13 protein-coding genes and 4 tRNA genes are annotated in these 12,631 nt (G+C 69.3%); 13 read left to right on the forward strand and 4 right to left on the reverse strand.

Going from position 1 to position 12,631, the window contains the following annotated elements; all coding sequences use genetic code 11:
- The first annotated feature begins 227 nt into the window (after window positions 1-227).
- Window positions 228-309 (forward strand) — tRNA-Tyr (locus tag ACZ5VD_RS27425).
- A gap of 171 nt (window positions 310-480) precedes the next feature.
- Window positions 481-693 carry a hypothetical protein gene (locus ACZ5VD_RS27430; protein WP_468683632.1) on the forward strand — a complete coding sequence of 71 codons (213 nt, stop codon included), beginning with the start codon at window positions 481-483 and terminating at the stop codon, window positions 691-693.
- Between the two features lie 10 nt (window positions 694-703).
- Here the strand turns inward: ACZ5VD_RS27430 and ACZ5VD_RS27435 are convergent, their stop codons facing one another.
- Together ACZ5VD_RS27435 and ACZ5VD_RS27440 are read right to left on the reverse strand one after the other, a co-directional pair.
- Complete coding sequence (locus tag ACZ5VD_RS27435; RefSeq protein WP_468683633.1) at window positions 704-1,360, reverse strand: SDR family oxidoreductase; 657 nt, start codon at window positions 1,358-1,360, stop codon at window positions 704-706.
- 109 nt (window positions 1,361-1,469) lie between these two features.
- Window positions 1,470-2,813, reverse strand: coding sequence for an amidohydrolase family protein (locus ACZ5VD_RS27440; RefSeq protein WP_468683635.1), 1,344 nt, complete (start codon window positions 2,811-2,813; stop codon window positions 1,470-1,472).
- A 272-nt stretch (window positions 2,814-3,085) separates the two neighbouring features.
- Here ACZ5VD_RS27440 and ACZ5VD_RS27445 point away from each other — a divergent pair.
- The 8 genes from ACZ5VD_RS27445 (at window position 3,086) to ACZ5VD_RS27480 (ending at window position 8,367) form a co-directional block, all read left to right on the forward strand.
- A tRNA-Thr gene (locus ACZ5VD_RS27445) sits at window positions 3,086-3,158 on the forward strand.
- Window positions 3,159-3,203: 45 nt separating this feature from the next.
- Window positions 3,204-3,276: transfer RNA gene (locus ACZ5VD_RS27450), tRNA-Met, on the forward strand.
- A gap of 88 nt (window positions 3,277-3,364) precedes the next feature.
- The gene (gene rpmG, locus ACZ5VD_RS27455; protein WP_003948671.1) at window positions 3,365-3,529 is read left to right on the forward strand and encodes a 50S ribosomal protein L33; all 165 of its coding nucleotides are present in this window, start codon (window positions 3,365-3,367) and stop codon (window positions 3,527-3,529) included.
- A gap of 76 nt (window positions 3,530-3,605) precedes the next feature.
- On the forward strand, window positions 3,606-4,058 hold the full coding sequence (locus ACZ5VD_RS27460) for an FAS1-like dehydratase domain-containing protein (RefSeq protein ID WP_468683636.1): 453 nt from the start codon (window positions 3,606-3,608) through the stop codon (window positions 4,056-4,058).
- Window positions 4,059-4,062: 4 nt separating this feature from the next.
- A complete protein-coding gene (locus ACZ5VD_RS27465; RefSeq protein ID WP_468683637.1) occupies window positions 4,063-4,491 on the forward strand; it encodes a MaoC family dehydratase in 429 nt (142 codons plus the stop codon).
- A gap of 146 nt (window positions 4,492-4,637) precedes the next feature.
- The gene (locus ACZ5VD_RS27470) at window positions 4,638-5,207 is read left to right on the forward strand and encodes a TetR/AcrR family transcriptional regulator (protein WP_468547653.1); all 570 of its coding nucleotides are present in this window, start codon (window positions 4,638-4,640) and stop codon (window positions 5,205-5,207) included.
- Window positions 5,208-5,300: 93 nt separating this feature from the next.
- Window positions 5,301-6,749 carry a DHA2 family efflux MFS transporter permease subunit gene (locus ACZ5VD_RS27475; RefSeq protein WP_468683640.1) on the forward strand — a complete coding sequence of 483 codons (1,449 nt, stop codon included), beginning with the start codon at window positions 5,301-5,303 and terminating at the stop codon, window positions 6,747-6,749.
- A gap of 562 nt (window positions 6,750-7,311) precedes the next feature.
- On the forward strand, window positions 7,312-8,367 hold the full coding sequence (locus ACZ5VD_RS27480; protein ID WP_468683641.1) for a UDP-N-acetylmuramate dehydrogenase: 1,056 nt from the start codon (window positions 7,312-7,314) through the stop codon (window positions 8,365-8,367).
- 14 nt (window positions 8,368-8,381) lie between these two features.
- Here ACZ5VD_RS27480 and ACZ5VD_RS27485 read toward each other — a convergent pair whose 3' ends face one another.
- Both ACZ5VD_RS27485 and ACZ5VD_RS27490 read right to left on the reverse strand, forming a co-directional pair.
- Entirely contained in the window at window positions 8,382-9,413 is a 1,032-nt protein-coding gene (locus tag ACZ5VD_RS27485; RefSeq protein WP_468547650.1) for an adenosine deaminase, read from the reverse strand.
- A gap of 124 nt (window positions 9,414-9,537) precedes the next feature.
- On the reverse strand, window positions 9,538-10,764 hold the full coding sequence (locus ACZ5VD_RS27490) for a pyridoxal phosphate-dependent aminotransferase (RefSeq protein ID WP_468547649.1): 1,227 nt from the start codon (window positions 10,762-10,764) through the stop codon (window positions 9,538-9,540).
- A 282-nt stretch (window positions 10,765-11,046) separates the two neighbouring features.
- On the opposite strand from ACZ5VD_RS27490, the gene ACZ5VD_RS27495 reads away from it, so the two are divergent.
- The 3 genes from ACZ5VD_RS27495 to nusG all read left to right on the forward strand — a co-directional run bounded on the left by ACZ5VD_RS27495 (window position 11,047) and on the right by nusG (window position 12,495).
- Window positions 11,047-11,119: transfer RNA gene (locus ACZ5VD_RS27495), tRNA-Trp, on the forward strand.
- A gap of 108 nt (window positions 11,120-11,227) precedes the next feature.
- Entirely contained in the window at window positions 11,228-11,515 is a 288-nt protein-coding gene (gene secE, locus ACZ5VD_RS27500) for a preprotein translocase subunit SecE (RefSeq protein ID WP_030039741.1), read from the forward strand.
- Window positions 11,516-11,592: 77 nt separating this feature from the next.
- Window positions 11,593-12,495 (forward strand): transcription termination/antitermination protein NusG, encoded by a 903-nt coding sequence (gene nusG / locus ACZ5VD_RS27505; protein WP_468683642.1) that lies wholly within the window; start codon window positions 11,593-11,595, stop codon window positions 12,493-12,495.
- The last annotated feature ends 136 nt before the right edge of the window (window positions 12,496-12,631 follow it).

The raw sequence follows: 12,631 nt of genomic DNA on the forward strand, positions 1-12,631 counted from the left end.
GGCTCCTTGTATCAGGGTGCGTATCGGGGTGCGTACATGCGTATCGGCGTACGTGGGGGCGGGCGCCGAGCCCGGTGTGGTCCCGGGCCGCATCCGGACAAGCGTAGCCACCCACCGGCCTCCGGGCGCAGATCAATCGGGTGGCGAAGCACCCCTCCCTATCGGGTATTGTTTACGTCGTTGCCACGGAGCACCGCCGAAAAGCGGTTCGAGAGGCAGCAACCCCTGGCGGTGTGCCCGAGCGGCCAAAGGGAGCAGACTGTAAATCTGCCGGCTTAGCCTTCCCAGGTTCGAATCCTGGCGCCGCCACACGGGAAATCAAGGGCCCGTGACCTGCTGTCTCAGCAGGTCACGGGCCCTTGGTCGTGTACCTGTGCCGGAAAGCGGCCGAGAGGGCCCTCGGCGTGGCCGAGACCGGCCTCCGAGACGACGGAAACCGGCCTCCGATACGGGGAACCCCGACCGGGGCACACTGACTCCATGTCCAGCCGCCGTAGACACTGCCCCGAATGCCGTCGCGAGATCGCCGTAGTCGCCGGACGCTTCGCCCGGCACGACCCGCCCGGCGCCCGTGAGAGCGGCGAACTCATCTCGTGCCCCGGCTCGCGGCGGCAGGCGGAACTCGGAGCGGCACAGCCGACGTTGGACGGCTACAGCGTGCCCGTCTTCCCCGGCCAGATGCCCCTGTTCTGAGCGGTCCCGCTCAGTTCCCCGCCACCGACTTCACCGCCACCGACACCGGCAGCGACCCGCCGATCAGTTCCAGGGTCAGCCCCGCGGTCGCCGGAGTGTCCACCAACTCCGCCAGCGTGGCGGCCACGTCGTCGCGCGACACCTTGCCCGGACCGGTATGGGCCTGCAGACGTACGAGGCCGGTGCCGACGTCGTTCGTCAGCGAACCCGGGCGCAGGATCGTCCAGTCCAGCGCGTCCAGGCCACTCACGTACGCGTCCGCCTCGCCCTTGGCGCGCAGGTAGATGTCGAAGACCTCGTCACCCTCGTGCGCCGGATCCGCACCCATGGACGACACGACCAGAAAACGCCGTACGCCCGCCCGGACCGCCGCGTCGGCGAACAGGACGGCCGCGCCCTTGTCCACCGAGTCCTTGCGGTCCACCCCGCTGCCCGGGCCCGCACCCGCCGCGAAGACCGCCACGTCCGCGCCCTGCAGATATGCCGCGGCCTCCTCCACCGAGGCCGACTCCAGATCCAGCAGGACCGGTTCGGCACCGGCCTCCCGCAGGTCGTCGCCCTGTTCGGCCTTGCGGATGAGTCCCGCGACCTCGTCCCCACGCGCGGCGAGCAACCGCTCCAGCCGCAGCGCGATCTGACCATGACCACCAGCGATGACAATGCGCATGCCTCCGACCGTACGCCCGCACAGCCGCATCCGCCGCACGACCCCGGCCACACTTCAGGGGGCGCACACAAGGCGCTGCACCGCCCCCAGAGCCACCCTCTCCTCGCCCCTACGAGACCTCGCCACGCCCCTGACGGGGCAGTCCCAGCTCCGCCGTCGTGGCCGTGTCGCAGTACTCCCGTACCGCGCTGGTCCGCGTCACCACACGCCCCCGATGCACCACGATCCGGCTGTACGCGAGCGAGAGCGCCCCCGCCAGCCGGTCACCGCGCACCGCGAGCAACTCGGCCGGGAATCCGGCCTCCACGCGCACCTCGGGCAAGCCCAGCACCGCCCGGGCCGACCCACTCACCGCGTCGTACGCCTCCTCGGGGCGCAGGCCGTAGCGGGAGGCCAGCAGGTAGGCCGCCTCCAGCGGGTCCCCGCGCCCCACCGGGTTCGACATGTCGCGCAAGGCGCCACTGCCCGCGGCGACCCGTACCCCGGCCGCCCGCAGCAGCCGTACAGGGGCCACTGGAGCCACCGGTGCCGCCCCCCGCCGCTCGATACCCCCGCAGCCGCCCTGCGGCAGGCAGACCACCGCCACACCGGCCGCCGCGAGTTGGTCGGCGGTCCGGGAGGCCACCTCGGGGGGAAGCCGCTCCAGGCCGCCGCACGGCGAGAGGGCCACTCCGGGGCGCAGACCGCCGGCCATGGCCGCGAGCCGGGACAGACGGGCCGGGTCGGCTGCGTCGGTGTGCAGGTCGACGGGGCAGCCGTGCTCGGAGGCCACGTCCAGGACCGCCTGCACATAACCGGTCGGATCAGGGTCCAGATCCGGACAACCGCCCACCACCGAGGCGCCCATCTTCACCGCGTCCCGCAGCATCGCGAGCCCGTCGGCCCCGGCCACCCCCGTCAGCACCCGCGGCATCGCCACGGTCGTCAGCTCGGTGAGCCCGCGCAGCGCACGCCGCGCCTGGAGTACGGCCCCCAGCGCGCCGAGCCCCTGGACGTCCCCCACACGCACGTGTGCCCGCAACGCGGTCGCCCCGTGCCCGAGTTGCAGCAGAGCGGCCTCAGTGGCCCTCCGCTGGACGTCCTGGGCGTCGTACGGGACGGGCCCCTCGCCGTCGGCCGACAACGCGGTGTCGGCGTGGGCGTGCGGCTCGACCGGGGCCGGCAGGAGCAGATAGCCGCCGAGGTCCACGCGCGCACCACGCGCGCGTGCCTCGCCCGTCGTGAGACTCCCGGCCGTACCGACCGCCTCGATGCGCCCACCGCCCAGCCGTACGTCCACGGTCCGGCCGTCGGTGAGACGCGCCCCGCACAACAGAAGCGACGCCCCCTCGGGAGGCCCGAACGACGAAGAACCCGACGACGAACCTGACCACGCACCCGATGACGAACCCGATGACGCACCCGACGAGGAACCGGAGGAGGAGTGGGGCGGCTGCGGCTGGCTGTCGGGCATCGCGCTCCAGGGACTCGGGGGCTCGGGGGCTGCGGGGCTCGGGGCCTGCGCGTTCAGGGCCGCACGAAGGGGGCGCAAGATCACGCAGAGTGAGTCGAGCCTAGGGCGGCGACACGCTCACGACGGGGAGGAGCGCAATAGTCGTACCGGTGTGGTCCGCCGTACGGGAGAGGCCTCCGAGGCCTCTGGGAGGGCCGTGGATCAGGGTGGGACGGGGGCCGCGAAACGGATTTGGGTGAACGGCGACCGAGCGTGTAATGTCTTCATCGCTCGCCCCAATAGCTCAGTCGGTAGAGCGTCTCCATGGTAAGGAGAAGGTCTACGGTTCGATTCCGTATTGGGGCTCTGGTGTGAGAGGTTCCCGTCGCAAGGCGGGACCGATCGCATCACAGCGGTGTAGCTCAGTCGGTAGAGCAAGCGGCTCATAATCGCTGTGTCACCGGTTCAAGTCCGGTCACCGCTACTGACAGTAGCCGATTGCGGGGTCGGTCCTTCGATCGGTTACTCTTCTATGCGTTAATCGTCCCATCCGTTCGTCAAGGAGCACTCCTGTGGCTGCCACCGACGTCCGCCCGAAGATCACGCTGGCCTGCGTGGAGTGCAAGGAGCGGAACTACATCACCAAGAAGAACCGGCGTAACAACCCGGACCGACTGGAGATGAAGAAGCACTGCCCGCGTTGCAACGCGCACACCGCGCACCGCGAAACGCGATAATTTCAGGCTCGTACGTGAGGCCGCCCCCGCATTTGGGGGGCGGCCTCACGTCGTTTACATCAGGAGGTGCCGAGCCATGGCGCTCGACCAGTCCTTCGTGGGGCGGAGCTACCCGCCCACCGACGCCTACGAGGTGGGCCGGGAGAAGATCCGTGAGTTCGCGGAGGCGGTGGGTGACACCAACCCCGCGTACACGGACCCGGAGGCCGCCAAGGCGCTCGGCCACCCCGATGTGATCGCCCCGCCGACCTTCGTCTTCTCCCTCACCTTCAAGGCGGCGGGACAGGCCGTGAAGGACCCGCAGCTCGGCCTGGACTACAGCCGGATGGTGCACGGCGACCAGAAGTTCGCCTACGCCCGTCCCGTGCGCGCCGGCGACCGACTCAGGGTCACCTCGATCATCGAGGCCATCAAGTCCATGGCCGGAAACGACATCCTGGACATTCGCGGTGAAGTCCACGACGAGGCCGGCGAGCACGTCGTGACCGCCTGGACCAAGCTCGTGGTCCGTGCCGCCGAGGAGGCGTGAGCAGATGACCGCCATGATCGCGTACGCCGACGTCGAGGTCGGCACCGAGCTGCCCGCCCAGACCTTCACCGTGACCCGCGCCACCCTCGTCCAGTACGCCGGTGCCTCCGGGGACTTCAACCCGATCCACTGGAACGAGAAGTTCGCCAAGGGCGTCGGACTGCCGGACGTCATCGCGCACGGCATGTTCACCATGGCCGAGGCGGTCCGTGTGGTCACCGACTGGGTGGGCGACCCCGGGTCGGTCGTCGAGTACGGCGTCCGCTTCACCAAGCCCGTCATCGTCCCCAATGACGACGAGGGCGCCACCATCGAGGTCAGCGGCAAGGTCGCGGCCAAGCTCGACGACAACACGGTCCGGGTGGACCTCACCGCGACCAGTGCCGGGCTGAAGGTGCTGGGGATGTCGCGGGCAGTCGTACGACTGGCCTGAGACCCGAGCTGAAGTAAGGGGCGCTCTCCCATGGAGAGCGCCCCTTACGCATCCACATCCATACATACACCCCTACCTACCTCCCCCCGGAGTTCGTGCCCCCGGCCGCCTTGACCAAGTTAGTGATTGAGCACTAACTTACTCGCATGGTCAGGATGAGCGCAGAAGAGCGGCGCGAGAGCGTCATCCGTGCGGCGACGGCCGAGTTCGCCCGTGGTGGTTACTACGGCACCTCGACCGAGGCGATCGCCAAACGCGTCGGCGTCTCGCAGCCGTACCTCTTCCGGCTCTTCCCGGGCAAGAAGGCGATCTTTCTCGCGGCGGCCGAGCGGTGCGTGGAGGACACGATTCGCACCTTCGAGGAGGCTGCCGAGGGACTTGAGGGCGAAGAGGCCCTGCACGCCATGGCGAACGCGTACACCAAGGTCATCGCGGAGCGGCCCGAGCGGCTGATGATGCAGATGCAGATGTACGTCGCCGTGGCCGCCGCCGAGGACGCGGGCGAGCACGAGTTCGGTGAGTCGGTGCGGGCCGGGTGGATGCGGCTGTGGGACACCGTGCATGTGCCGCTCGGTGCCGACGTCAACGAGACGACGACCTTCCTGGCGTACGGAATGCTCGTCAACTGCCTGGTGGGCATGGGTTTCCCGCCCGAGCACCGGGTGTGGGAGGGGCTCTACCCCTCGGCGCGCGCCAAGGGCCGGCTGGAGCACTAGAGCGCGGGAGGGATGGTTCAGGCCTCTCTCCATGACCGCGAAAGTTAGTTATCAATAACTAATCAACATCGATGATCACTCTCTGGGGGAGCGATGTCACAGCAGATCCAGACCGCACGTCGCGGGGGAGCCGTCTGGGCCCTCGTCATCACCAGCGTCGCCGGATTCATGGCGGCCCTCGACAACCTCGTCGTCACCACCGCCCTGCCCTCCATCCGCGAGGACCTCGGCGGAGCGCTCCACGACCTGGAATGGACGGTGAGCGCCTACACCCTCACCTTCGCCGTCTTCCTGATGTTCGGCGCCGCCCTCGGTGACCGCTTCGGCCGCCGCCGGCTCTTCATCATCGGCACCGCCGTCTTCACCGGCGCGTCCGCCGCCGCGGCCCTGGCACCCGGCATCGACTCCCTCATCGTTGCCCGCGCGGTCCAGGGAGTGGGCGCGGCGATCATGATGCCTCTGACGCTCACCCTCCTCACGGCCGCTGTCCCCGCCGCCAAGCGCGGAATGGCGTACGGCATCTGGGGCGCCGTCAACGGACTCGCCGTGGCCTCCGGGCCGCTCATCGGCGGCAGCCTGACCGAGCACATCTCCTGGCAGTGGATCTTCTGGCTGAACGTCCCCCTGGGCATCGCCCTCCTGCCGCTCGCCCGCCTCCGCCTCGCCGAGTCCCGCGGCACCGGCGCCCCGCTCGACTTCCCCGGCACCCTGCTCGCCAGCGGCGGGCTCTTCGGGATCGTCTACGGCCTGGTCCGCAGCCCTGTCGACGGCTGGACCAGCCCCCTCGTCCTGACGGGCCTGTTCACCGGGGCCACGCTGCTCACCGGGTTCGTCCTCTACAGCACCCGCGCCAAGAACCCCATGCTTCCGATGCGACTGTTCCGCTCCCGGGCCTTCTCCGGGATCAACGCCGCGAGCCTGCTGATGTTCCTCGGGATGTTCGGGTCGATCTTCCTGCTCAGCCAGTACATGCAGGGTGTGCTCGGCTACTCGCCCACGGAGGCCGGTCTGCGCATGCTGCCCTGGACCGGTATGCCGATGCTCGTCGCGCCCATCGCGGGCATCCTCTCCGACCGCATCGGCGGCCGTCCGGTCGTAGCCGCCGGGCTCTTCCTCCAGGCCGCGGGCCTCGCTTACATGGCCTACGTGGTCACCGCCGACGCGTCCTACGGGGCCCAGCTGCCCGGCCTCATCATCAGCGGCATCGGCATGGCCCTGTTCTTCGCTCCCGCCTCCAACCTGGTCATGTCCAGCGTCCCTGCCCACGAACAGGGCATCGCCTCCGGGGCGAACAACGCCCTGCGTGAGGTCGGCGGAGCGCTCGGCATCGCCGTCATGGCGTCGATATTCTCCGCCCAGGGCGGCTACGAGAGCGGGCAGGCCTTCGTGGACGGGCTGCGGCCGGCGCTGGTTACCGGTGCGGCGGTCATAGGTGTCGCCGGGGTTGCCGCGCTGCTGATTCCGGGGCGGAGGCGGTTCGCGGGGGCGCCGGTCTCGGAGGACGAGGTCCCGGCACCGGTACTGGAGACGACGAACTCCTGATCCACACGAGGTGCCGGGGCGCGGCGGAAACGGGGCCTAGCCCCCTCCCCAAGCCCCGGCACCGATGTGCTCCGCCCCAGCCCCCGAGCCTTTGCCCACCCGCCCCACCCGACTCGGTAGGCCAAGAGGTGACCGCCCCTGGGGGCTCCGCCCCCAGACCCCCGAAACCTATGCCCACCCACCACCCGACTCGGTAGGCCAAGAGGTGGGCGTCGCCTCGACCGCCACCGGCGCAACAAGGCGCACGTGCCCACCCACACACACGCCCGCAGTCCCGTCGTACGGCGGCAAGGGGACGTGTCGGGGGGTGTCGACTCGGTCGGTCACGAGGTGGGCGTCGCCTCGGCCGCCACCGGCGCAGCACGGCACACACGCCGGCAGTCCCGTCGTACGGCGGCAAGGGGACGTGTCGGGGGGTGTTCGCCCGCAGTGGACTGCGCGGTCAACGCCGGTACCTCTTCGAGTGACAGTCTCCGCGCCGTTCCGAGGACGGACACCCCCCGACACGTCCCCGACCCCACCACAACCGGACCTGTCAGACCCGTCTCGTAGTCTTGGGCGCGTGCAGGAACTCCACGACGCCCCCCTCGCCCCCCTGACCACCTTCCGGCTGGGAGGCCCCGCGGCCCGGCTGGTCACCGCGGTGACCGACGCCGAGGTGATCGCGGCCGTCCGCGAGGCCGACGACAGCGGGACGCCGTTGTTGCTCATCGGCGGTGGATCGAACCTGGTCATCGGCGACAAGGGCTTCGCGGGCACCGCGCTCGTCATCGCCACGAAGGGCTTCGCCCTCGACGGCACGACGCTCGAACTGGCCGCCGGCGAGGTGTGGGCCGACGCCGTAGCCCGCACGGTGGAGGCCGGACTCGCCGGCATCGAGTGCCTGGCCGGCATCCCCGGTTCCGCCGGCGCGACCCCCATCCAGAACGTGGGGGCGTACGGCCAGGAGGTCTCCTCGACGATCACCGAGGTGGTCGCCTACGACAGGACCACCCGCGAGACGGTCACCCTCCCGAGCACCGACTGCGCCTTCTCGTACCGCCACAGCCACTTCAAGGAACACCCCGAGCGTTACGTCGTCCTGCGCGTCCGCTTCGCGCTGGAGGACGCGGGCGGGCTCTCCGGCCCGGTCAAGTACGCCGAGACCGCCCGTGCGCTCGGCGTGGAACCCGGCGACCGCGTGCCGCTCGCCGCCGCCCGCGAGACGGTCCTGAAGCTGCGCTCCGGCAAGGGCATGGTCCTGGACCCCGAGGACCACGACACCTGGTCCGCCGGATCGTTCTTCACGAACCCCATCCTCACGGAGGAGGAGTTCACGGCCTTCCACGCGCGCGTGCGGGACCGCCTGGGCGACGACGTGGAGCCGCCCGCGTACCCGGCGGGGGAGGGCCGCACCAAGACCTCCGCCGCCTGGCTGATCGACAAGGCGGGCTTCACCAAGGGGTACGGCACCGGCCCCGCCCGTATCTCCACCAAGCACACCCTCGCCCTCACCAACCGCGGCGAGGCAACCACCGAGGACCTGCTCACCCTGGCCCGCGAGGTCGTCACCGGCGTCCGCGACGCCTTCGGCGTCACGCTGGTCAACGAGCCGGTGACGATCGGCGTCAGCCTGTAGGACCCGTAAGGGCCCTACGCCGTCAGCCAGTCGTCCACCCCCGCCAGCAGCTTCGCCTTCGTCTCCTCCGGCGCCGCCGACCCCCGCACGGACTGGCGGGCCAGTTCCGCCAGTTCCTGGTCCGTGAAGGCGTGGTGCTGCCGGGCGATCTCGTACTGGGCGGCCAGCCGGGAGCCGAACAGCAGCGGGTCGTCCGCGCCGAGGGCCATCGGGACGCCCGCCTCGAAGAGCGTCCTCAGGGGCACGTCCTCCGGCTTCTCGTACACGCCCAGGGCGACATTCGACGCCGGGCACACCTCACACGTCACGCCCCGGTCGGCCAGCCGCTTCATCAGCCGGGGGTCCTCCGCCGCCCGGACCCCGTGACCGAGCCGGTTCGCGTGCAAGTCGTCGAGACAGTCCCGTACCGAGTACGGTCCCGTCAGCTCGCCCCCGTGCGGCGCGGAGAGCAGCCCGCCCTCCCGGGCGATGGCGAAGGCCCGGTCGAAGTCACGGGCCATGCCCCGGCGCTCGTCGTTGGACAGCCCGAAGCCCACCACGCCCCGGTCCGCGTACCGCACAGCGAGGCGGGCCAGCGTACGGGCGTCGAGGGGGTGTTTCATGCGGTTGGCGGCGACCAGGACGCGCATGCCGAGGCCGGTCTCGCGGGACGTCGTCTCCACCGCGTCGAGGATGACTTCGAGCGCCGGGATCAGACCCCCCAGCCTGGGTGCGTACGACGTGGGGTCCACCTGGATCTCCAGCCAGCCCGAGCCGTCCTTCACGTCCTCTTCGGCGGCCTCCTGCACGAGGCGCCGGATGTCCTCGGGCTCTCTGAGGCACGAGCGGGCCGCGTCGTACAGCCGCTGGAAGCGGAACCAGCCCCGCTCGTCGGTCGCCCGCAACTTCGGCGGTTCCCCGCTGGTCAGTGCTTCGGTGAGCGCCTCGGGCAGACGCACGCCGTACTTGTCGGCCAGTTCCAGCACGGTGCCGGGCCGCATCGAACCGGTGAAGTGCAGGTGCAGATGGGCTTTAGGCAGCTCAGAGACATCACGTACACGCTCCATTCCAGGATCCTGCCGTACGTCCCACCCGTCCCGGTAGCGCTTTCCCCTTTAGTGGCCTTGCTCGCACAAACAAACAGGGCGCTCACTTCCGAAATTGCGGAGGTGAGCGCCCTGAGGGGGAACGTCAGTCGCGCGCCTCCGCGAGCAGCTTCTGGATCCGGGAGACCCCCTCGACGAGGTCCTCGTCGCCCAGGGCGTACGACAGCCGCAGATAGCCGGGCGTACCGAAGGCCTCGCCCGGGACGACCGCGACCTCGGCCTCCTCCAGGATCAGCGCGGCCAGCTCGACCGAGTCCTGCGGGCGCTTGCCGCGGATCTCCTTGCCGAGCAGCCCCTTCACCGAGGGGTACGCGTAGAAGGCGCCCTCGGGCTCGGGGCAGACCACTCCGTCGATCTCGTTGAGCATCCGCACGATGGTCTTGCGGCGACGGTCGAAGGCCTCACGCATCGTCGCGACGGCGTCCAGGTCACCCGACACCGCGGCCAGCGCCGCGACCTGGGCCACGTTCGACACGTTCGACGTGGCGTGCGACTGGAGGTTCGTCGCCGCCTTCACGACGTCCTTCGGGCCGATGATCCAGCCGACCCGCCAGCCCGTCATGGCGTATGTCTTCGCGACACCGTTGACCACGATGCACTTGTCCCGCAGCTCGGGGAGGATCGCCGGCAGGGACGTGAACGTCGCGTCGCCGTAGACGAGGTGCTCGTAGATCTCGTCCGTCATCACCCACAGGCCGTGCTCGACGGCCCAGCGGCCGATCGCCTCGGCGTCCTCGGCGCTGTAGACCGCGCCGGTCGGGTTCGAGGGGGAGACGAAGAGGACGACCTTCGTGTTCTCGGTGCGGGCCGCCTCCAGCTGCTCCACGCTCACGCGGTAGCCGGTCGTCTCGTCCGCGACGACGTCCACCGGGACACCGCCGGCCAGCCGGATCGACTCCGGGTACGTCGTCCAGTACGGCGCCGGGACGATGACCTCGTCGCCCGGGTCGAGGATCGCGGCGAAGGCCTCGTAGATGGCCTGCTTGCCGCCGTTGGTGACGAGGATCTGCGCGGGGTCGACCTCGTAGTTCGAGTCACGCAGCGTCTTCGCGGCGATCGCGGCCTTCAGCTCGGGCAGACCACCGGCCGGCGTGTAGCGGTGGTACTTCGGGTTCTTGCAGGCCTCGACGGCCGCGTCGACGATGTAGTCCGGGGTCGGGAAGTCGGGTTCACCGGCGCCGAAACCGATCACCGGACGCCCGGCGGCCTTGAGTGCCTTGGCCTTGGCGTCCACGGCGAGAGTGGCGGACTCGGAGATCGCGCCGACTCGGGCGGAGACCCGGCGCTCGGTGGGAGGGGTTGCAGGGCTCATGGGGCCCATCGTTTCAGACCGGAAACGACCCCGGCACGCGGGTTTCACAGACTGAACATGTGCGGGCAAACCCCTGAACACCCGTCCGGAACTCCGCCACGGCCAGGGCGATCTCAGTCGATCTTCCGCCGTTCTTCCGTCCACAAGGCCCCTACGGGCGCTTTCTGTTCGACGAGGGGCCACGGAACACGTACACTCTCACCTCGTTGGCCTCCAGCAGGCTGCGCTCAACCGGTGCACACCGAGCACTCGGTCGGATGCGGTACGTTGGGGAAAGCACAAAGGGTCGTAGCTCAATTGGTAGAGCACTGGTCTCCAAAACCAGCGGTTGGGGGTTCAAGTCCCTCCGGCCCTGCTACACACTCCTTCGCCAGGATGTGTGCGCATGTACGTACAGCAATGCACCGCCGTGCGGCTCAGACCGGGCGCGGCACGGCCACGACCCGGAATCAGGTGAGGACGAGTGACGGACGCCGTGGGCTCCATCGACATGCCTGATGCCGAGGACGAGGCGCCGGAGTCCAAGAAGAAGACTCGTAAGGGCGGAAAGCGTGCCAAGAAGGGCCCGCTGAAGCGTCTCGCTCTCTTCTACCGTCAGATTGTCGCCGAGCTGCGCAAGGTCGTCTGGCCGACGCGCAGCCAGCTGACGACGTACACGACCGTAGTGATCGTCTTCGTCGTCATCATGATCGGCCTGGTCACCGTGATTGACTATGGGCTAGACCACGCCGCCAAGTACGTCTTTGGCTGAGCCAAGAGCGAAGGGCGCCGTCACCGGCGCCCCTTTCGCATGTTCCACCCCCATGTATCCAGGAAGAAGCAGCCACCGTGTCTGACCCGAACCTGAACGAGGCCGTCGAACCGGACGAGTCCGTGGAAGACGAACTCGACATCGTCGAGGGCGCAGACGAGGTAGACGAGTTCGAGGCTGCGGAAGCCGAACTGGGAGAGCCCGCCGAGGAAGCCGCCCTCCACGTCGAGGACGAGTCCGGTGAGGACGTCGAGGCCGAGACGGAGTCCGGCGGAGATGTCGAGACCGAGTCCGGCGGGGACGTCGAGGCTGTCGAGGAAGTGGAAGCGGAAGAAGACGTCGAGGAGGAGCCGGCCGAGCCGGTCGACCCCGTCGTCGCCCTGCGCGAGGAACTGCGCACCCTCCCCGGCGAGTGGTACGTCATCCACACCTACGCCGGTTACGAGAACCGCGTGAAGACCAACCTCGAACAGCGTGCCGTCTCGCTGAACGTCGAGGACTTCATCTTCCAGGCCGAGGTGCCGCAGGAAGAGGTCGCGCAGATCAAGAACGGCGAGCGCAAGACCATCCGTCAGAACAAGCTCCCGGGCTACGTCCTGGTGCGCATGGACCTGACGAACGAGTCCTGGGGCGTCGTCCGCAACACCCCCGGCGTCACCGGCTTCGTGGGCAACGCCTACGACCCGTACCCGCTGACCCTGGACGAGATCGTCAAGATGCTCGCCCCGGAGGCCGAGGAGAAGGCCGCCCGTGAGGCAGCCGAGGCCGAGGGCAAGCCGGCTCCGCAGCGCAAGGTCGAGGTCCAGGTGCTGGACTTCGAGGTCGGCGACTCGGTCACCGTCACCGACGGCCCGTTCGCCACGCTGCAGGCGACCATCAACGAGATCAACCCCGACTCGAAGAAGGTCAAGGGTCTCGTCGAGATCTTCGGCCGCGAGACGCCGGTCGAGCTGAGCTTCGACCAGATTCAGAAGAACTAGTTCCTGACCGGTTCTGTCTGAACCCATCACGTCCGAGCAGGTCAGAGGGGCTCTCAAAAGCCCGTCTGACCTGCTCGGTTTTTGGCCGCGCATCTATACCCGTTATCGTTGTGCGGTATGCCTTCACCTGGGACGC

It is taken from the genome of Streptomyces sp. NPDC032822 (assembly GCF_055578825.1).

Bases quoted from the DNA above. Each gene is read 5' to 3' on its own strand.
- ACZ5VD_RS27430 (WP_468683632.1), top strand. From the start codon at position 481: ATGTCCAGCCGCCGTAGACACTGCCCCGAATGCCGTCGCGAGATCGCC.
- ACZ5VD_RS27460 (WP_468683636.1), top strand. From the start codon at position 3,606: ATGGCGCTCGACCAGTCCTTCGTGGGGCGGAGCTACCCGCCCACCGAC.
- ACZ5VD_RS27470 (WP_468547653.1), top strand. From the start codon at position 4,638: ATGGTCAGGATGAGCGCAGAAGAGCGGCGCGAGAGCGTCATCCGTGCG.
- ACZ5VD_RS27475 (WP_468683640.1), top strand. From the start codon at position 5,301: ATGTCACAGCAGATCCAGACCGCACGTCGCGGGGGAGCCGTCTGGGCC.
- ACZ5VD_RS27435 (WP_468683633.1), bottom strand. From the start codon at position 1,360: ATGCGCATTGTCATCGCTGGTGGTCATGGTCAGATCGCGCTGCGGCTG.
- ACZ5VD_RS27490 (WP_468547649.1), bottom strand. From the start codon at position 10,764: ATGAGCCCTGCAACCCCTCCCACCGAGCGCCGGGTCTCCGCCCGAGTC.
- ACZ5VD_RS27440 (WP_468683635.1), bottom strand. From the start codon at position 2,813: ATGCCCGACAGCCAGCCGCAGCCGCCCCACTCCTCCTCCGGTTCCTCG.
- ACZ5VD_RS27485 (WP_468547650.1), bottom strand. From the start codon at position 9,413: ATGGAGCGTGTACGTGATGTCTCTGAGCTGCCTAAAGCCCATCTGCAC.
- ACZ5VD_RS27465 (WP_468683637.1), top strand. From the start codon at position 4,063: ATGACCGCCATGATCGCGTACGCCGACGTCGAGGTCGGCACCGAGCTG.